General features: G+C 69.7%; 16 protein-coding genes and 2 pseudogenes. 17 read left to right on the top strand and 1 reads right to left on the bottom strand.

Features of this window, described 5'->3' with window-relative positions:
• The first annotated feature begins 19 nt into the window (after positions 1–19).
• The 15 genes and pseudogenes from ASF94_RS19200 to ASF94_RS19130 all read left to right on the top strand — a co-directional run bounded on the left by ASF94_RS19200 (position 20) and on the right by ASF94_RS19130 (position 14,428).
• On the top strand, positions 20–1,198 hold the full coding sequence (locus tag ASF94_RS19200; protein WP_056670322.1) for an acetyl-CoA C-acyltransferase: 1,179 nt from the start codon (positions 20–22) through the stop codon (positions 1,196–1,198).
• A gap of 22 nt (positions 1,199–1,220) precedes the next feature.
• Positions 1,221–2,417 carry an acyl-CoA dehydrogenase family protein gene (locus ASF94_RS19195; protein WP_056670319.1) on the top strand — a complete coding sequence of 399 codons (1,197 nt, stop codon included), beginning with the start codon at positions 1,221–1,223 and terminating at the stop codon, positions 2,415–2,417.
• 10 nt (positions 2,418–2,427) lie between these two features.
• Positions 2,428–3,564, top strand: coding sequence for an acyl-CoA dehydrogenase family protein (locus ASF94_RS19190; RefSeq protein WP_056670315.1), 1,137 nt, complete (start codon positions 2,428–2,430; stop codon positions 3,562–3,564).
• Positions 3,565–3,567: 3 nt separating this feature from the next.
• Complete coding sequence (locus ASF94_RS19185; RefSeq protein WP_056670312.1) at positions 3,568–4,368, top strand: oxepin-CoA hydrolase, alternative type; 801 nt, start codon at positions 3,568–3,570, stop codon at positions 4,366–4,368.
• Between the two features lie 40 nt (positions 4,369–4,408).
• Complete coding sequence (locus ASF94_RS19180; RefSeq protein ID WP_056670309.1) at positions 4,409–5,680, top strand: CaiB/BaiF CoA-transferase family protein; 1,272 nt, start codon at positions 4,409–4,411, stop codon at positions 5,678–5,680.
• Positions 5,681–5,774: 94 nt separating this feature from the next.
• Positions 5,775–6,782, top strand: coding sequence for a tripartite tricarboxylate transporter substrate binding protein (locus ASF94_RS19175; RefSeq protein WP_056670306.1), 1,008 nt, complete (start codon positions 5,775–5,777; stop codon positions 6,780–6,782).
• Positions 6,783–6,936: 154 nt separating this feature from the next.
• The gene (locus ASF94_RS19170) at positions 6,937–7,965 is read left to right on the top strand and encodes a tripartite tricarboxylate transporter substrate binding protein (protein WP_056670303.1); all 1,029 of its coding nucleotides are present in this window, start codon (positions 6,937–6,939) and stop codon (positions 7,963–7,965) included.
• A gap of 72 nt (positions 7,966–8,037) precedes the next feature.
• Positions 8,038–8,306: pseudogene (locus ASF94_RS19165) on the top strand (electron transfer flavoprotein subunit beta/FixA family protein); the annotation flags it as partial.
• A gap of 9 nt (positions 8,307–8,315) precedes the next feature.
• Positions 8,316–9,038 carry an electron transfer flavoprotein subunit beta/FixA family protein gene (locus ASF94_RS19160; RefSeq protein WP_056670301.1) on the top strand — a complete coding sequence of 241 codons (723 nt, stop codon included), beginning with the start codon at positions 8,316–8,318 and terminating at the stop codon, positions 9,036–9,038.
• Between the two features lie 26 nt (positions 9,039–9,064).
• Positions 9,065–9,835 (top strand): annotated as a pseudogene (locus ASF94_RS19155) (electron transfer flavoprotein subunit alpha/FixB family protein); the annotation flags it as partial.
• Between the two features lie 67 nt (positions 9,836–9,902).
• Positions 9,903–10,228 (top strand): electron transfer flavoprotein subunit alpha/FixB family protein (locus tag ASF94_RS19150; RefSeq protein WP_235505434.1); only part of this gene is annotated, 326 nt, incomplete at its 5' end.
• 58 nt (positions 10,229–10,286) lie between these two features.
• Positions 10,287–11,090: a class II aldolase/adducin family protein gene (locus tag ASF94_RS19145; RefSeq protein ID WP_056670295.1), complete on the top strand. Its 804-nt coding sequence runs from the start codon at positions 10,287–10,289 to the stop codon at positions 11,088–11,090.
• 42 nt (positions 11,091–11,132) lie between these two features.
• Complete coding sequence (locus ASF94_RS19140; protein ID WP_056670292.1) at positions 11,133–12,128, top strand: tripartite tricarboxylate transporter substrate binding protein; 996 nt, start codon at positions 11,133–11,135, stop codon at positions 12,126–12,128.
• Between the two features lie 193 nt (positions 12,129–12,321).
• The gene (locus ASF94_RS19135; protein ID WP_056670290.1) at positions 12,322–13,902 is read left to right on the top strand and encodes a methyl-accepting chemotaxis protein; all 1,581 of its coding nucleotides are present in this window, start codon (positions 12,322–12,324) and stop codon (positions 13,900–13,902) included.
• A 166-nt stretch (positions 13,903–14,068) separates the two neighbouring features.
• The gene (locus ASF94_RS19130) at positions 14,069–14,428 is read left to right on the top strand and encodes a YXWGXW repeat-containing protein (protein ID WP_056670288.1); all 360 of its coding nucleotides are present in this window, start codon (positions 14,069–14,071) and stop codon (positions 14,426–14,428) included.
• 63 nt (positions 14,429–14,491) lie between these two features.
• Here the strand turns inward: ASF94_RS19130 and ASF94_RS19125 are convergent, their stop codons facing one another.
• On the bottom strand, positions 14,492–15,193 hold the full coding sequence (locus ASF94_RS19125; protein ID WP_082493423.1) for a TetR family transcriptional regulator C-terminal domain-containing protein: 702 nt from the start codon (positions 15,191–15,193) through the stop codon (positions 14,492–14,494).
• A 297-nt stretch (positions 15,194–15,490) separates the two neighbouring features.
• Between ASF94_RS19125 and ASF94_RS19120 the strand changes: the two genes are divergently transcribed.
• Positions 15,491–16,843 carry an NAD(P)-dependent oxidoreductase gene (locus ASF94_RS19120; RefSeq protein WP_056670283.1) on the top strand — a complete coding sequence of 451 codons (1,353 nt, stop codon included), beginning with the start codon at positions 15,491–15,493 and terminating at the stop codon, positions 16,841–16,843.
• 51 nt (positions 16,844–16,894) lie between these two features.
• Positions 16,895–18,202 (top strand): NAD-dependent dihydropyrimidine dehydrogenase subunit PreA, encoded by a 1,308-nt coding sequence (gene preA, locus ASF94_RS19115; protein ID WP_056670280.1) that lies wholly within the window; start codon positions 16,895–16,897, stop codon positions 18,200–18,202.
• Positions 18,203–18,240: the final 38 nt, after the last annotated feature.

The raw sequence follows: 18,240 nt of genomic DNA, 5'->3' as shown, positions 1-18,240 counted from the left end.
TTCGGGACCACAGACACCCATGCGCGAAGCCGTCATCGTTTCCACCGCCCGCACCCCGCTGGCCAAGTCCCATCGCGGCGAATTCAACGCCACGCCCGCGCCCCAGCTGGCCGCCTATTCGGTCAAGGCCGCCGTCGAACGCGCCGGCATCGACCGCGCGCTGATCGAGGATCTGATCCTCGGCTGCGGCAACCCTGAAGGCATGCAGGGCAGGAACCTGGGCCGCCAGACGGTGCTGCGCGCGGAGCTGCCGCTGTCCATCGCCGGCACCACGGTCACGCGCTTTTGCGCCTCGGGCCTGCAGTCCATCGCCATCGCGGCGGGCCGCATCGTGGCCGAAGGCGTGGACGCCATGATCGCGGGCGGCGTGGAGAGCATCTCGGGCGCGCGCGCCCTGGGCACGCCGGCCGACCTGGACCCGTGGCTGGTCGAGCGCAAGCCCGAGCTGTTCATGGCCATGATCGACACGGCCGACGTGGTGGCCCGGCGCTACGGCATCACGCGCGAAGACCAGGACGCCTTCTCGCTGCAGAGCCAGCAGCGCACGGCCGCCGCGCAGCAGCAGGGCGTGTTCGCCGATGAAATCATCGCCTGCGCCGCGCGCATGGCGGAGAAGAACAAGGACACCGGCGAGGTCACGTACCGCGACGTGGTCGCCACGCAGGACAACTGCAACCGCCCCGGCACCACGCTGGAAGGCCTGGCGAAGCTGGAACCCGTGAAGGGCCCGGGCCACTTCGTCACCGCCGGCAACGCCTCGCAGCTGTCGGACGGCTCCAGCGCCTGCGTGCTGATGGAAGCCAGGCAGGCCGAGCGGCTGGGCCTGCAGCCGCTGGGCGCCTTCCGCGGCATGGCCGTGGCCGGCTGCGAACCCGACGAGATGGGCATCGGCCCGGTCTTCGCCGTGCCCAAGCTGCTGCAGCGCCACGGCCTGACGGTGGACGACATCGACCTGTGGGAGCTGAACGAGGCTTTCGCCTCCCAGGCGCTCTATTGCCAGCGCCAGCTGGGCATCCCGATGGAGCGGCTGAACGTGAACGGCGGCGCCATCTCCATCGGCCACCCGTTCGGCATGACGGGCGCGCGCCTGGCCGGCCACATCCTGCTGGAGGGCCGGCGCCGCAAGGCCAAGTACGGCGTGGTGACCATGTGCATCGCCGGCGGCATGGGCGCGGCCGGCCTGTTTGAAATCTATTGAGACCCTTTTCGGAAACCACGCCATGGATCTGCAATTCACCCCCCGGGAAGAGGCCTTCCGCGCCGAAGTCCAGACCTTCCTGAAGGACCACCTCCCCGCGCGCATCGCCAGCAAGGTGAAGGCCGGGCAGCGCCTCACCAAGGCCGACCAGGAGGAGTGGCACGCCATCCTCAACGCGCGCGGCTGGCTGGCCAACCACTGGCCCGAGGCCTACGGCGGCCCGGGCTGGGGCGCGGTCGAGAAGTTCATCTTCGACACCGAATGCGCGCTGGCCGGCGGGCCGCGCATCGTGCCCTTCGGCGTGAACATGCTGGGCCCGGTGCTGATCAAGTACGGCAACGAGCAGCAGAAGGCTTACTGGCTGCCGCGCATCCTGAGCGGCGAGGACTGGTGGTGCCAGGGCTATTCCGAGCCGGGCGCGGGCTCGGACCTGGCCTCGGTCAAGACCACGGCCGTGCGGGACGGCGACCACTACATCGTCAACGGCCAGAAGACCTGGACCACCCAGGGCCAGCACGCCAACATGATCTTCTGCCTGGTGCGCACCCAGCGCGAGGCCAAGGCCCAGGCGGGCATCAGCTTTCTGCTGGTGGACATGAACAGCCCGGGCGTCGAACTGCGCCCCATCCGGACGCTGGACGGCGACCGCGAGGTCAACGAAGTGTTCTTCACCGACGTGCGCGTGCCGGTCGAGAACCTGGTGGGCGAGGAGAACAAGGGCTGGACCTATGCCAAGTACCTGCTGACCTACGAGCGCACCGGCATCGCCGGCGTGGGCTTTTGCATCGCGGCGCTGGCCAAGCTCAAGGTCATTGCCGACAAGGTGTACAGGAACGGCAGGCCGATCGCGCAGGACCCGCTGTTCGGGGCGCGCCTGGCGCGCGTGGAGATCGACCTGGAGAACATGAAGACCACCAACCTGCGCGTGATCGCCGCCGTGGCCGGTGGCGGCGTGCCGGGCGCCGAAAGCTCCATGCTCAAGATCCGCGGCACCGAGATCCGCCAGGAGATCCTTTCGCTGATCCGCCGTGCGATGGGCGTGCATGCCGCACCGTTCATCGAAGAGGCCCAGTACGAAGGCTATTCCGATGCGCCCGTGGGCCCGGCGGAAGCCGCCACGGCCGCGGCCAGCTACTTCAACTACCGCAAGCTGTCGATCTTCGGCGGCTCCAACGAAATCCAGAAAAACATCATTTCGAAAATGATTTTGGGCCTGTGAGGTTGCTGCCATGAACTTTGTCCACACCGAAGACCGCCGCATGCTGGCGGACACCTTGAACCGCTTCGTGGCCGAGCAATACGGCATCGAGCACCGCAACCAGATCGCCTATGGCGACGAGGGCCACAGCCCGGCGCTGTATGCCCAGTTCGCCGAGCTGGGCGCCATCGGCGCGCTGTTTCCCGAGGCCGTCGGCGGCTTTGGCGGCTCGGGCTTCGACATCAGCGTGGTGTTCGAGGCGCTGGGCCGCGGCCTGGTGGCCGAGCCGCTGCTGGGGGCCCTGGTGGTGGGCCAGGCGCTGATCGCTGCGGGCAACGATGCGCAGAAGCAGCGGCTGGAAGACATCGTCGCCGGCGGCACCCTCGCCGCCCTGGCGCATGACGAGCCCGGAAGCCATTACGAGCTGGCCAACGTGGCGGCGACGGCCACGAGGAACGCCTCGGGCTGGACGCTGAACGGCGCCAAGTCGGTGGTGGCCTTCGGCGAGAAGGCCGACCTGCTGCTGGTGTCGGCCCGCACGTCCGGCAACGCTTTCGACGCGTCGGGCATCAGCCTGTTCCTGGTGAACGGCCAGGCCGCCGGCATCGCCCGCCGGGGCTATGGCCGCATCGACGGCGGCCGCGCGGCCGAGCTCGCGTTCACCGATGTGCAGGTGGGCGCCGATGCGCTGCTGGGCCAGGAAGGGCAGGGCCACGGGGTGCTGGAGCACATCCAGGGCTATGCGCTGCTGGCACTGGCGGCCGAGGCGCTGGGCGCCATGGACGTCGCCAAGCAGAGCACGCTGGAATACCTGCAGACGCGCAAGCAGTTCGGCGTGGTGATCGGCACCTTCCAGGCGCTGCAGCACCGCATGGCCGACCTGCTGCTGGAGGTGGAGCAGATGCGCTCGGCCGTCATCAACGCGGCCGATGCGATCGACAACGCGCAAGGCGTGGCACGCCAGAAGATGCTGTCGGCGGCCAAGTACACGGCCGGCTACGTGGGCGCGCTGGTGGCCGAGGAAAGCATCCAGCTGCATGGCGGCATCGGCATGACCTGGGAGCTGCCGCTGTCGCACTACGCCAAGCGCCTGGTGCTGATCGACCACCAGTTCGGCGACGAAGACCATCACCTGGGCCGCTTCATGGCCCTGGCGCAGGAGGGCTGAGCCATGGACGCGCCGCTCCTCGTTCGCCGCGAAGCCGCCGTTCTGGTGCTGAGCAACAACGATCCGGCCACGCGCAACGCGCTGTCGCCGGAGTTCTATGCCGCGCTGGCGCAGGCCCTGGCCGATGCCGCGGCGGACGCCTCCGTGGGCGCCATCGTGCTCACGGGCGAGGGCGGGCATTTCTGCTCGGGCGGCAACCTGAACCAGCTCGCCAGGCGGCGCGAGCTGCCCGTGGAGGAGCGCCGCGCCAAGCTGGAGGGCCTGCACGGCCTGGTGCGGGCGGTGCGCGACTGCCCCAAGCCCGTCATCGCGGCCGTCGAAGGCGCGGCGGCCGGGGCGGGCCTCTCGCTGGCGCTGGCCTGCGACATGCTCGTCGCCGCGAGGAACGCGGTGTTCTCCGTGGCCTACGTGAAGGTGGGCCTCACGCCCGACGGCGGGGCCACGGCCTTCCTGGCCGAATTCGTGTCGCGCCATGTGCTGACCGAGCTGTGCCTGACCGGCGAGCGCCTGAGTGGCGAGCGGCTGGCGCAGCTGGGGCCCGTCAACCGCCTGGCCGAGCCGGGCGAAGCCCTGGCCCAGGCCCTGGTGCTGGCGCGGCAGGTCGCGGCCGGCCCGGACCAGGCCATGGCGCGCATCAAGCACCTGTGCCGCCAGGCGCCGCACCACACGCTGGAAGAGCAGCTGGATATGGAGGCGCAGTACATGGTGCTGTCGCAGGCGACCGCGGAGTCCCAGGAAGGCATCGGCGCCTTCCTTGCCAAGCGCAGCCCCGACTTCGCCCAGCTGCGCCGCCCGCAGGCCTGACGCCTGCCGCGACCCACCCGCCATCAAGGAGACCCAGAACATGAACCCGACCCCAACCCCGAGCCCGACCCCGGTTCCGCCATCCGACGGCATCGACTTTCCGCTGGAGGGCGTGCGCGTGCTGGACCTTTCCCGGGTCTTCGCCGGCCCGCTCTGCGGCCAGGTGCTGGCCGACTTCGGCGCCGAGGTGGTGAAGGTGGAGCACCCCGGCCGCGGCGACGACACGCGCGACTGGGGCATGCGCATCGGCAAGACCGAGACCACCTACTACAACAGCATGAACCGCAACAAGCGGTCGATCACGCTGGACCTGCAGAGCCCCGAGGGCGCGAAGATCGTGCACGAACTGCTGCCGCAGTTCGACGTGGTGATCCACAACTTCAAGACCGGCGGCGCCGAGAAGCTGGGCCTGGGCTACGAGCAGCTCAAGGCCCTCAAGCCGGACCTGATCTACTGCGCCGTGGCCGGCTACGACGTGACCGGCCCCGAGGCCAAGCGTCCGGGCTACGACCTGGTGATCCAGGGCGAGGCAGGGCTGATGGCGCTCAACGGCGAAGCCGCGCAGCCGCCGCTCAAGTTCGGCGTGGCCGTGGTGGACCTGATGACCGGCATGTACGCCGCGCAGGCGGTGCTGGCCGCATTGTTCCAGCGCAGCCGCACGGGCCGGGGGCGCCTGATCGAGATGGCGCTCTACGACTGCGGCCTGATGGTGACGGGCTACTACGGGCTCGACGCCATGCAGCTGGGCCACGACCCGCAGCGCTACGGCAACGCGCACCCGTCCATCGTGCCCTACGGCATGTTCGAGGCGGCCGACGGCCCGCTCATCATCGCGGTGGGCAACAACAGCCAGTTCGACAAGTTCTGCCGCCAGGTGATCGAGCGGCCCGACATCGTGGAAGACCCGCGTTTCGCCACCAACGTGGAGCGCGCCAAGAACCGGCTGGTCATCGGGCCCATGCTCACGGAGCTGATCCGCAGCCTGCCGCGCGATGTGCTGCTCGAACGCATGACGGCCTGCGGCATTCCCTGCGGCAAGGTGGCCGGCCTGCACGAGGCGCTGACCAGCGAGCGCACCCGCCGCGGCGGCCTGCTGCAGGACATGCCGCACCCGGTGGTGGGCACCACGCCCGTGTTCGCGCCGCCGTATCGGCTGAACGGCCAGCGGCTGCCCATCCGCCATGCACCGCCCACGCTGGGCGAGGGCACGCGCGAGGTGCTGCAGCGCCTGCTGCAGATGAGCGACGAGCAGCTGCAGCAGCTGCAGCAGCGCGGCGTGCTGACCCTGCCGGAGGCGCCGCCCGCTGCCTGATCGATTCCCGCCACCGGCCCGGTGGAAAGCCAAGCCGCACAGACGGCGCGCCGGGGCCGGTTTCTTTCGTGACGACACCTCAGGAGACAAGACCATGACAGGTTCCCGATTCGATCGCCGCACCGTGCTGTGCGGCCTGGCCGCCCTCGGCGGCGGCAGCTGGCTGGGTTCCGCCTCGGCCCAGCCGGCCAAGGCGGCCTGGCCGGCCAAGCCCATCCGGCTCATCGTTCCCTTCAACGCGGGCGGGGCGACCGACATCATCGCCCGCAGCGTGGGCGAGGCGCTGTCGCAGCGCGTGGGCCAGCCGGTGGTGGTGGACAACCGGGGCGGCGCCGCCGGCATCCTGGGCACCGACGCCGTCGCCAAGGCCGCGCCCGACGGCTACACCCTGCTGCTGTCGCTCAGCACCTCGATGCTGATCAACCAGTTCCTCTACACCAAGCTGCCCTACGACCCGCAGAAGGACCTGACGCTGATCACGCAGGTCGCGGCCGCGCCCGTCACGCTGGTGGTGCACCCCTCGGTGCCCGCCAGCAACATGAAGGAGCTGCTGGCCTATGTGAAGGCGAACCGGGGCAAGGTGTCGTACGGTTCCTGGGGCGTGGGTTCGTACGCGCACCTGGGCGGCGCCTACATGAGCAAGACGCAGGACGCCGACATGGCCCACGTCGCCTACAAGGGCGAGGCGCCGATGATCCAGGACCTGATCGGCGGCCAGTTGCAGCTGTGCTTCTCCAGCGCGCAGAACACCAAGCCCTTCATCGATTCGGGCCGCCTCAAGGCCATCGGCGTAACGGGCCTGCAGCGCATGGACATCCTGCCGCAGCTCGCCACCATCCACGAGCAGGGCGTGACCGACGACGCCTACGCCGTCTTCGGCTGGGTCGCCATGGGCGGCCCGGCGAACCTGCCCAAGGACGTGATGGACGTGCTGCAGGGCCACCTGCGCGAGATCGCCCGCGACCCCAAGCTGCTGGAGCGCATCCGGGGCGCCGGCTTCATGCCGGTGATGAACACCCCCGAGGCCTTCCAGGCCAACTACCGCCGCGACATGCCGGTCTGGAAGGCGCTGGTCGACGCAGCCGGCGCCAAGCTCGACTGAGCCCCCGCCGCCGTGACTTCGGCCGGGCGCATGGCGTCCGGCCGGCGCGGGGCTCTGGCGCTTCGCCGCCCCGCACCCCGCGATATTCCCGTTCCTTCCCCCCGATTTTTTGTTGACCTGCCTGTCTTTCCTCAATCCACGGAGATCGCCTTCCATGCCTCGTTTCTTCCCCGCCGCACCGCTGGTCCGCACCACCCGCCGAACGCTGCTGGCGCTGGCCGCCGCGCATGTCGTCGTCGGCGGTGCCCACGCCCAGCCGGCAGCGCCGTCGCCGTCGCCCGCATGGCCCACCAAGGTGATCAAGCTGGTGGTGCCCTTTCCACCGGGCGGCCCGACCGACACGGCATCGCGCATCATCGGCCAGCAACTGGGGGAGCGGCTCAAGCAGCCGGTGCTGGTCGAGAACCGGCCCGGCGCATCGGGTTCCATCGCAGCCGCCCAGGTCGCCAAGTCCGATGCCGACGGCTACACGCTGGTGATGCTGGCCACGCCCACGCTGCTGGCGCCCCACCTCTACAAGAAGGCCGGCTACGACACGACCAAGGACTTCGCCCCCGTGGCCACCGTGTATGACCTGCCCATCGTGGTGGTGGTCAACCCCACGCTGCTGCCGCAGGTGAAGGACCTGCGCCAGCTCATCGCCACCGCCAAGGAGCAGAAGACGTCGCTGAACTACACCAGCTCGGGCACCGGCAGCTTCGGCCACCTGAGCATGGAATTGCTCAAGCAGATGGGCCAGTTCGAGATGCAGCACGTGCCCTACAAGGGGGGCGTGCCCGCCATCACCGACACGCTGGGAGGCCAGGTGCCGGTCATGTACGCCGATCTGGTCGCGGCGCTGCCGCACATCCAGGCGGGCAAGCTGCGCGCGATCGCCGTGGGCTCGCCGCAGCGGGTCGCCATGCTGCCGGACGTGCCGACCATCGCCGAGCAAGGCTTCAAGGGGTACGACGCCGTGTCGTGGGGCGGCCTGCTGGCGCCGCGCGGCACGCCCAAGCCGGTGATCGACCGCCTGGCGACGGAGGTGCAGCAGATCCTGGCCGACAAGGCCACGCAGGACAAGCTGCTCAACGCGGGCGCCATCGCCAACTTCCAGAACCCCGCCGGCATGGAACGCCGCATCCAGCAGGACTATGCGAAATGGGGCCAGGTGATCCGCGACAAGGGCATCACCACGGACTGAGCCCGCAGCGCTCCCCGTCATTCGCCTTCACACCCTCTCCCTTTCTCTTTTTTCCCAGCAAAAGGTCATCCCATGAAAATCCTGGTCCCGGTCAAGCGAGTGGTGGACTACAACGTGAAGGTCCGCGTGAAGTCGGACGGCACGGGCGTGGACATCGCCAACGTCAAGATGAGCATGAACCCCTTCGACGAGATCGCGGTGGAAGAGGCCGTGCGGCTGAAGGAAAAGGGCGTGGCCACGGAAGTCATCGCCGTGAGCTGCGGCGACGCCAAGTGCCAGGAAACGCTGCGCACCGCCATGGCCATCGGCGCGGACCGGGGCATCCTGGTGGAAACGTCCGAAGAGCTGCAGTGGTGGACTACAACGTGAAGGTCCGCGTGAAGTCGGACGGCACGGGCGTGGACATCGCCAACGTCAAGATGAGCATGAACCCCTTCGACGAGATCGCGGTGGAAGAAGCCGTGCGGCTGAAGGAAAAGGGCGTGGCGACCGAAGTCATCGCCGTGAGCTGCGGCGACGCCAAGTGCCAGGAAACCCTGCGCACCGCCATGGCCATCGGCGCGGACCGGGGCATCCTGGTGGAAACSTCCGAAGAGCTGCAGCCGCTGGCCGTCGCCAAGCTCCTGAARGCCCTGRTGGACAAGGAGCAACCCCAGCTCGTCATCCTCGGCAAGCAGGCCATCGACGACGACTCCAACCAGACYGGCCAGATGCTCGCGGCCCTGGCCGGCCTGCCGCAGGCCACCTTCGCCTCCAAGGTCGAAGCCACGGGCGAGGYGGTGAACGTCACCCGCGAAGTCGATGGCGGCCTGGAGACCCTCGCGCTCACGCTGCCCGCCGTCATCACCACCGACCTGCGCCTGAACGAGCCGCGCTACGTCACGCTGCCCAACATCATGAAGGCCAAGAAAAAGCAGCTCGACACCGTCAAGCCCGAAGACCTGGGCGTSGACGTCAAGCCGCGCCTGAAGACCTTGAAGGTGGCCGAGCCCGCCAAGCGCGGCGCCGGTGTCAAGGTGCCCGACGTCGCCGCTTTGGTSGACAAGCTCAAGAACGAAGCCAAGGTCATCTGAACCGAACGAGACAAGGAACACACGACATGACCGCACTCGTCATTGCAGAACACGACAACGCCGGCATCAAGCCCGCCACCCTCAACACCGTCACCGCCGCAGCCGCCTGCGGCGGCGAAGTCCACATCCTCGTGGCCGGCCAGGGCGCCGACGCCGCCGCACAAGCCGCCGCCCAGATCGCAGGCGTCGCCAAGGTGATCCAGGCCGACGGCGACAGCCTCAAAGACGGCCTCGCCGAGAACATCGCTTCCCAGGTACTGGCCATCGCGGGCAACTACAGCCACATCCTCTTTCCCGCCACCGCCGGCGGCAAGAACGTGGCGCCCCGCGTCGCCGCCCAGCTCGACGTCGCGCAGATCAGCGACATCACCGCCGTGGTGAGCGCCGACACCTTCGAGCRCCCCATCTACGCGGGCAACGCCATCGCCACCGTGCAAAGCAGCGACAGCGTGAAGGTCATCACCGTGCGCACCACCGGCTTCGATGCCGCCGCTGCCACGGGCGGCAGCGCTGCCGTGGAAAAGACGGACGCCGTGGCCGACTCCGGCAAAGCCCGGTTCGTCGGCCGCGAAGTCACCAAGAACGACCGGCCCGAGCTGACGGCGGCCAAGATCATCGTCTCGGGCGGCCGGGCGCTGGGCAGCGCCGAGAAGTTCAACGAAGTCATGACGCCGCTGGCCGACAAGCTGGGCGCGGCGATTGGCGCGAGCCGCGCGGCGGTGGATGCGGGCTACGCCCCGAACGATTGGCAGGTGGGCCAGACGGGCAAGATCGTGGCCCCGCAGCTCTACATCGCGGCGGGCATCTCCGCCAGGGCGTGAACCAGGAAACCCTGGCGCTGGCCCAGACCCGTGGCTATTCCANAGCAGGCGCAGGAAGGGCGCCTCGGGCAGCTCGCCCTGGGCTTCCTCGACAAGCTGGGCGCGGCGATTGGCGCGAGCCGCGCGGCGGTGGATGCGGGCTACGCCCCGAACGATTGGCAGGTGGGCCAGACGGGCAAGATCGTGGCCCCGCAGCTCTACATCGCGGCGGGCATCTCCGGGGCGATCCAGCATCTGGCGGGCATGAAGGAYTCSAAGGTGATCGTGGCGATCAACAAGGACGCCGAGGCTCCGATCTTCAGCGTGGCCGACTATGGGCTGGAGGCGGATCTGTTCACCGCCGTGCCGGAGATGGTCAGCCGGATCTGACCGCAGGGCCGGCCTCGTTCGGCATCGCGCCGCTTCACTTTCTGGAAGGAAGATTTCGATGAACGCCATCAACGCACCCATCACCGACACCGACACCGACACCGCCGCCGCCTCGGCCGTTCGCGCCCAGGTCACGCCCGAGGAATGGCAGACCCGCGTCGAGCTGGCCGCAGCCTACCGGCTGGTGGCCCACTTCGGCTGGGACGACCTGATCTTCACGCACATCTCCGCGCGCGTGCCGGGCCAGGGGGACCAGTTCCTGATCAACCCCTATGGCATGCTGTTCGACGAGATCACGGCCTCCAGCCTGGTGAAGGTGGACCACCACGGCGAGCCCGTCATGGCGACGGAATACGACGTGAACCCGGCCGGTTTCCTGATCCACAGCGCCATCCACGAAGCGCGGCCGGAGGTGCAGTGCGTGCTGCACACCCATACGCAGTACGGCGTGGCCGTGTCGGCGCAGGAAGGCGGGCTGCTGCCCATCTCGCAGCAGTCGATCTTCCCGTTGGCGAGCCTGGCCTACCACGGCTACGAAGGCGTGGCGCTGAACGACGACGAGCGCCCCCGCCTCGTGGCCGACCTGGGCCATCGCAACAGCATGATCCTGCGCAACCACGGCCTGCTGACCTGCGGGCGTGGCGTGCCGGAGGCGCTGCTGGCCATGTACACGCTGGAATCGGCCTGCCGCATCCAGATCCTGGCGCAGGCCGGCGGCGGCGCGCTCACCCAGATTCCGGGCGAGATCATCGCCACTTCGGTGCAGCAGTCGCGCCAGGTCACCAAGGGCAAGGGCGCCGGCCTGGCCTGGCCCGGCCTGCTGCGCCGGCTGGACCGGATCGACCCGAGCTACCGCACCTGAGCCGCCAGCGCTGAACCACTAAAAGACAGGAGACGACAAGCCATGCCATCCCTTTCCTCCCGGCGCCACTTCCTGCAGGCCGGCTCCGCCGCCGCGGCCGGCGCCCTGCTGCCGCTGGCGTCCAGCCACGCGCAGGCCGCCTGGCCCGCCAAGCCGATCCGCATCGTCGTGCCCTATACGGCGGGCGGCTTCACCGACCAGATGGCGCGGCTGCTGCAGGTCGGGCTGCAGCAGCGCCTGGGCCAGCCGGTGGTGGTGGACAACAAGCCCGGCGCCAACAGCATCATCGGTGTCGATGCGGTGGCCAAGGCCGCGCCGGACGGCTACACCTTCGGCGTGTTCATCGCCGCCTACGCGGCCAACACCACGCTCTACCCCAAGCTGCCCTACGATCCGCAGAAAGACCTGACGGGCGTCTCGCTGATGGGGGTGTCGCCGCTGGTGGCGGCCGTGTCCATGAACGCGCCCTTCAAGACCATGGCCGAACTGGTGGCCTATGGCCGCGCCAACCCGGGCAAGATCAGCTATGCCTCGTCCGGCAACGGCTCGGCCGCGCACCTCACCTCGGAGCTGATGCGCATGGTGACCGGTGTCGAGATGGTGCACGTGCCGTACAAGGGCGCATCGCCCGCGCTGGCCGACCTGATGGGCGGGCAGGTGCCGCTGTTCCTGGACCCGCCGCCCAACCTGATCCAGCCCGCCAAGGCCGGCAAGATCCGCCTCATCGGCGTGGCCAGCGACAAGCGCCTGCCCGCGCTGCCCGACGTGCCCACCTTCGCAGAGCTGGGCTTTCCGGCGCTGGTGGGCAGCACCTGGGCGGCGATGCTGGCGCCCGCCGGCACGCCACCGGACATCGTGCAGCGCATGTCCGAAGAGGTGGCGCGCATCGTCCGCAGCCCCGAGGTGAGCCGGCGCATGGAGCAGACCATGGGCACCTTCCCCGAGGGCTCCACGCCCCGGGAGTGCGACGCCTTCATCGCGGCCGAGACCACCAAGTGGGCCAAGGTGATCCAGACGGCAGGCGTGAAGCCGGACTGACCAGCGGGGCAGGCCAGAGCGGGGTGGGGCGCTGCAGCGTCCGGCCGGCCGGCCGGCCACCGCGCGCGGGCAGGCGACGGTTCAAGTCGCCGCAGCACGTGCCGATAAGAAGGGTGAGATCCCAGCGCCCCGTGCGGCGATCGCGCGCCGGCAGGGCGTGGGTGCGTCTCCCAGCTTTCGACTCCGGCCTGCCATGAACCTGCTCCAAGCCCGCCTCTCCGCCCGTCTTGCATGGGCATTCGGCATCATCTGCCTCGTCACTTCCCTCGCAGCCGGCGTCGGCGTGTGGCGGCTGACCAACCTGCAGGCCATCGCGGACGAACTGGGCGGCGAGTCGGCCGAGCGCGCCCTGCTGGCGCAGGAGCTGCACGCCATCGTGGTGCTCAGTTCGGCCCGGGCGGAATCCCTGCTGGAGGCGGGCGACAACCCGGTCTACACCGCGCGGGTGGATGCGGATCGCAAGATCACGTCCGCGCGGTCCGCCGAGGTGCGCAAGCGGCTGGACGTGCTGGCGGCCGATCCGCAATCCGAGCGGCTCTTCGACGCCATCGACGCCGCGGGCAATGCCTTCCGTGCAGCGCGCGACGAGCTGGTCAAGCGCCGCCAGGCGGGCGAGGCGCTGCCGCCCGACTCCGTGGGCCAGCAGCTGCGCCCGGCGGCCGACCGCTACGCCGGCGCGGTGAACGCCATGGCCGAGCTGCAGCGCCAACGCGTGGCGCAGGCCCGGGAAGCCGCGGCCGCCAGCGCGCGCCAGGGCACCGCGCTGCTGGTGGGCGGCTCGGCCCTGGGCCTGCTGCTGAGCCTGGTGTGCGCGGTGCTGCTGTCGCGCTCCCTGCTGCGGCCGCTGGCGCACGCATCCACCGTGGCCGACCGCATTGCCGAAGGCGATCTGACCTCCGCCGTGCCGGCCGTGCCGCCCGGCAACCGCGACGAAGTGCGCGCGCTGCTGGGCCGGCTGGACGCCATGCAGGCGCGGCTCGCGCAGCTGGTGGTTGGCATGCGCCAGGCCAGCACCTCGGTGGCGGGCGCCAGTGCGGAGATCGCCGCGGGCAACAGCGATCTGTCGGCCCGGACCGAGCAGACCGCCTCCAATCTGGAGGAGATCGCCGCCAGCATGGAGGAGATCCTCTCCACCGTGCGGCACAGCGCCGACGCGGCCCAGCAGGCGACCGGCCTCGCCACGTCCGCCAGCGAGGTGGCGCAGCGTGGGCGCGACGCCGTGCAACGGGTCGTGGGCACGATGAACGGCATCTCCCAGTCCTCCCGCAAGATCGCCGACATCACCAGCGTCATCGACGGCATCGCCTTCCAGACCAACATCCTGGCGCTGAACGCAGCGGTGGAAGCCGCGCGCGCAGGGGAGCAGGGCCGGGGCTTCGCGGTGGTGGCCGGCGAGGTGCGCAGCCTGGCGCAGCGCAGCGCGACGGCCGCCAAGGAAATCGGCAGCCTCATTTCCGAGAGCGTGCGCGAGGTGGACGAGGGCACGAAGCTGGCCCATGCGGCCGGCGGCACCATGGGCGAGATCGTGCAGTCGGTGCAGCAGGTGGCCACCATCATCGGCGAGATCAGCACCGCCACCCGCGAGCAGAGCACCGGCCTGGGCCAGGTGGGCGAGGCGGTGAACCAGCTCGACCAGATGACGCAGCAGAACGCGGCGCTGGTGGAGGAGTCGTCCGCCGCCGCGCAGGGGCTGCGGGTGCAGGCCCAGCAACTGGCCGACCTGGTGGCGGCCTTCCGCCTGCCGGAGGCGCAGCCCCTGGCTGCGCTGCGCTGACGGGCGGACAGCTGCCGCCGCCATGCGGGCAGGGGGGCGCCCCTCGTCTGCTCTGGCTTCGCGCTGCTTCGATGGGCTTTGCCTTTCTTTACAGCAGGCCCGTGCGCCGGCCAGCGCCGCATGGCGTTGAATCTCCATCTCATCATGGACTGAATGGAGCGTTGACATGCGTTTCACCCCGGATCGAAAACGCGTTCGCCTGGCGGGTGCTGCCGCCGTCCTGGCGGCCGCTGCGCTGTCGGGCTGCGTGGTGGCGCCACCCGCGCGGCATGTGGTGGTGGAAGAGGGGCCCGTCGTCGTCGCGCCGATGGCACCGCCCGCACCGTACGTGGAAACCATCACCGTGGCGCCCTCTCCCACGCATGTCTGGGTCGGCGGCTTCTGGGAATGGGGCGGCGGCCGCTACGTCTGGCGGCCCGGCCACTGGGCGGCACCGCCGCGGGCAGGCTGGGTCTGGGTGCCGCACCGGTGGGAGCCGGGCGCGGGCGGCTGGCATATGCGGCCGGGGCACTGGGCATACCGCTGACCGGCTCGGCGCTCGGCCGGCTGCAGGGGCGAACTGCTGGGAGGCCCCCGTCCCCGCAGCCGGTCAGGCGCCCGAGGGGGGAGATTCCAGCCCTTTGAGCACCAGGTGGCAGAGCAGCGTCTCTGCATGGTCGTAGTCGCGTTCGGTCAGCGCGGGCTTGCCCAGCAGCAGGGCGAACTGGGTCTGCTGGTCGGCATAGGCCTGGGTCACCGACCAGATGATGAACATCAGGTGCGTGAAGTTCACGCGCGCGATGCGGCCTTCGCCGGCCCAGCGCTCGAAGGTGCGGACGTCGTTCTTCAGCACCGGCCCGACGCGCCGCGCGATCACCTCGGCATAGCGCGGGGCGCCGGCGATCACTTCCTTGGCAAACACCTTGGCGGCATTCGGCCGCTCCAGCGACGAGCGCAGCTTGGCGCGGATGTACTGGCGCAGCGCCGTCTGCGGATCGTCGCCGTGCGACATCGCCTCCATGCCCGACAGCCACTGGGTCAGCACGTCGTCGAGCACGCGCAGATAGAGCGCTTCCTTGCTCGGAAAGTAATAGAGCAGGTTGTGGCGGCTGATGTGCGCGGCCGCAGCGATGCCTTCGAGCGAGGCGCCTTCGAAACCGAACTGGGCGAACTGGCTTTCGGCTTCCAGCAGGATGGACTGCTCCTTCTTCAGCCGGGCGGCGCTGGGCTGGCGCATGGCTGCGGGCGGATTGTCTGGCGCGGTGCGCTTCTGCACAGGGACTGGGCGTCGGGTGGACGGGGGGCGGCTCATCGCACCATTGTGGGGTGAATGCGCCGGGCTTTGTCTGGCATGGGGCTTGCAGATGGGTTTTTACCGATTGGTAAATATTTACCAGGCGGTAAATTGACCCACAGGCAGGGCGCCGGCATCGCCGATGACACCTGCCACACCCCGTGAGGCCCCGATGAAATCTCCGCAGTTCGCACCGATGTGCGCCGGGTTTGTCGCCTGCGCATGCACCATGCCGCGCCGAAAACGTTCGGGTCTCCCTGCTGCGCGACCGCGCTCGCGCATCCCCCACGACTGACCCCTGCTGGAGACAATCCGATGGAAACGACCGCAAGCCGTGCCTGCGGCGTGCATGCCGCACGCCTGAACCTGGCCGATTACGCCGTGAATTTCAGCGACGCGCACCCGCCGCTCACCCGCCCGCAGGCGCTGGTGGAAGCCGAACGCTGCTACTACTGCTTCGATGCGCCCTGCGCCACGGCCTGTCCCACGGGCATCGACATTCCCTCCTTCATCCACCGCATCGCCCAGGGCAACGAGCGCGGCGCGGCGCGTGCCATCCTGGAGGCCAACCCGCTGGGCGGCATGTGCGCACGGGTCTGCCCGACGGAGGTGCTGTGCGAAGAAGCCTGCGTGCGCAACGCGCACGACGACAAGGCGGTGGAGATCGGCGCGCTGCAGCGCCATGCCACCGATGCGTACTTCGCGCAGCCGGGGGCGCCGCTCTTCACCCGGGCCGCGCCCACCGGCCGGCGCGTGGCGGTGGTGGGGGCCGGGCCGGCCGGGCTGGCTTGCGCGCACGGCCTGGCCCTGCGCGGGAACGACGTGGTGCTGTTCGACGCCCGGCCCAAGCTCGGTGGGCTGAACGAATACGGCCTCGCCAGCTACAAGACCACCGGCGGCTTCGCGCAGAAGGAGGTCGAATGGCTGCTGTCCATCGGCGGCATCGAGGTGCGCTGCCGGCAGGTGCTGGGCCGCGACATCACCGTCGACGGCCTGCTGCAGGCCTATGACGCCGTGTTCCTCGGCCTGGGGCTGGCGGGCGTGAACGCCCTCGGCATCGCCGAGCCGCAGGTGCAGGGCCTGCGCAATGCGGTGGATTTCATCGCCGACATCCGCCAGGCCGAAGACCTGTCGGCCGTGCCGGTGGGCCGGCGCGTGGTGGTGATCGGTGGGGGCATGACGGCCGTGGATGCGGCCGTGCAGGCGCGCAAGCTGGGTGCCGAGCAGGTCACCATCGTCTATCGCCGCGGGCCGGAAGGCATGTCGGCCTCTGCGGTCGAGCAGCAGTGGGCGCAGACCAACGGCGTCACGATCCGCCACTGGGCCGCGCCGCAGGAACTGCTGAGCGAGGACGGCAGGGTGCGCGGCATGCGCTTCGCCGCGACGGCGCTGGATGCCACGGGCCGGCTGGCCGCAACGGGCGAAACCTTCACGCTGGAAGCCGACATGGTGCTCAAGGCCATCGGCCAGAGCTACCTGCAAGAGCATGCCGGCGCGGCCATCGCACTGCAGGCCGGCCGCATCGCCACGGACGCGGAAGGCCGCACCAGCGTGCCCCGCGTGTGGGCCGGCGGCGACTGCCGTGCCGGCGGGCGCGACCTCACGGTGGAGGCCGTGGAGCACGGCAAGGTGGCGGCGCGCTCGATCAGCGCGGCACTGCCGGGCTGAGACGACGGCCTGTTCTTCCTCAAGCGACATCGCATCTACCGGAGCAATCCCATGGCAGACATCCGCAGCGAATTCCTCGGCATCCGCAGCCCCAACCCCTTCTGGCTCGCCTCGGCGCCGCCCACCGACAAGGAGGTCAACGTCACCCGGGCCTTCGAGGCCGGCTGGGGCGGCGTGGTCTGGAAGACCCTGGGCGAAGACCCGCACGTGGTCAACGTCAACGGCCCGCGCTATGCCACGCTCATGTCGCAGGACCGGCGCGTGATCGGGCTCAACAACATCGAACTCATCACCGACCGGCCGCTGGCCGTGAACCTGGAGGAGATCCGCCGCGTCAAGCGCGCCTGGCCCGACCGCGCCATGATCGTCTCGCTGATGGTGCCCTGCGTGGAGGAGAGCTGGAAGCGCATCCTGCCGATGGTGGAGGACACGGGCGCCGACGGCATCGAGCTGAACTTCGGCTGCCCGCACGGCATGAGCGAGCGCGGCATGGGCGCGGCCGTGGGCCAGGTGCCCGAATACATCCAGATGGTGACGGCCTGGTGCAAGCAGTACAGCCGCCTGCCGGTGATCGTGAAGCTCACCCCCAACATCACCGACGTGCGCCAGCCCGCGCGCGCGGCCAAGGCGGGCGGGGCCGATGCGGTGTCGCTCATCAACACCATCAACTCCGTCATGGGGGTGGACCTGGAGCGCATGGCCATGAGCCCCCACATTGGCGGCTGGGGCTCGCACGGCGGCTACTGCGGCCCGGCCGTCAAGCCCATCGCGCTGAACATGGTGGCCGAGATCGCGCGCGATGCGCAGACCGCCGGCCTGCCCATCAGCGGCATCGGCGGCATCACCACCTGGCGCGATGCGGCCGAATACATCGCGCTGGGCTGCGGCACCGTGCAGGTATGCACCGCCGCCATGGTCTATGGCTTCAAGATCGTGCAGGACCTGTGCGATGGCCTCTCCAACTTCATGGACGCGCACGGCTACGACCGCATCGACGACTTCCGCGGCCAGGCGGTGCCCACCGTCAAGGACTGGAAGCATCTGGACCTGAACCACATCGAAAAAGCCGTGATCGACCAGGACGCCTGCATCGGCTGCGGCCGCTGCCATGTGGTGTGCGAAGACACATCCCACCAGGCCATCACCTTCGACAAGCAGGGCGGCGTGCGCCGCTTCGAGGTGAACGAGGCGGAATGCGTGGGCTGCAACCTCTGCGCCTCGATCTGCCCGGTACCCGAGTGCATCAGCATGCGCAGCCTGGCGCCCGGCGAGGTCGATGCGCGCACCGGCCGCACGGTGACGGGCGAATACGCCAACTGGACCACCCACCCGAACAACCCGCAGCGCATCGCGGCCTGAGCCTTGCTTGTCGGCCTGCGTCCCGCGCCGACCACGGC

Origin of the sequence: Acidovorax sp. Leaf160 (assembly GCF_001424265.1) — a bacterium.
Classification (GTDB): Bacteria; Pseudomonadota; Gammaproteobacteria; order Burkholderiales; family Burkholderiaceae_C; genus Paracidovorax.
Note: the sequence above shows the minus strand (reverse complement) of the source record. Positions and strands in the feature narration are given on the sequence as shown.

What these genes read in the sequence shown, in the direction of transcription:
- ASF94_RS19200 (WP_056670322.1), top strand. Translation starts at nt 20, where the DNA reads ATGCGCGAAGCCGTCATCGTTTCCACCGCCCGCACCCCGCTGGCCAAG.
- ASF94_RS19195 (WP_056670319.1), top strand. Translation starts at nt 1,221, where the DNA reads ATGGATCTGCAATTCACCCCCCGGGAAGAGGCCTTCCGCGCCGAAGTC.
- ASF94_RS19190 (WP_056670315.1), top strand. Translation starts at nt 2,428, where the DNA reads ATGAACTTTGTCCACACCGAAGACCGCCGCATGCTGGCGGACACCTTG.
- ASF94_RS19185 (WP_056670312.1), top strand. Translation starts at nt 3,568, where the DNA reads ATGGACGCGCCGCTCCTCGTTCGCCGCGAAGCCGCCGTTCTGGTGCTG.
- ASF94_RS19180 (WP_056670309.1), top strand. Translation starts at nt 4,409, where the DNA reads ATGAACCCGACCCCAACCCCGAGCCCGACCCCGGTTCCGCCATCCGAC.
- ASF94_RS19175 (WP_056670306.1), top strand. Translation starts at nt 5,775, where the DNA reads ATGACAGGTTCCCGATTCGATCGCCGCACCGTGCTGTGCGGCCTGGCC.
- ASF94_RS19170 (WP_056670303.1), top strand. Translation starts at nt 6,937, where the DNA reads ATGCCTCGTTTCTTCCCCGCCGCACCGCTGGTCCGCACCACCCGCCGA.
- ASF94_RS19145 (WP_056670295.1), top strand. Translation starts at nt 10,287, where the DNA reads ATGAACGCCATCAACGCACCCATCACCGACACCGACACCGACACCGCC.
- ASF94_RS19140 (WP_056670292.1), top strand. Translation starts at nt 11,133, where the DNA reads ATGCCATCCCTTTCCTCCCGGCGCCACTTCCTGCAGGCCGGCTCCGCC.
- ASF94_RS19135 (WP_056670290.1), top strand. Translation starts at nt 12,322, where the DNA reads ATGAACCTGCTCCAAGCCCGCCTCTCCGCCCGTCTTGCATGGGCATTC.
- ASF94_RS19130 (WP_056670288.1), top strand. Translation starts at nt 14,069, where the DNA reads ATGCGTTTCACCCCGGATCGAAAACGCGTTCGCCTGGCGGGTGCTGCC.
- ASF94_RS19125 (WP_082493423.1), bottom strand. Translation starts at nt 15,193, where the DNA reads ATGAGCCGCCCCCCGTCCACCCGACGCCCAGTCCCTGTGCAGAAGCGC.
- ASF94_RS19120 (WP_056670283.1), top strand. Translation starts at nt 15,491, where the DNA reads ATGGAAACGACCGCAAGCCGTGCCTGCGGCGTGCATGCCGCACGCCTG.
- preA (WP_056670280.1), top strand. Translation starts at nt 16,895, where the DNA reads ATGGCAGACATCCGCAGCGAATTCCTCGGCATCCGCAGCCCCAACCCC.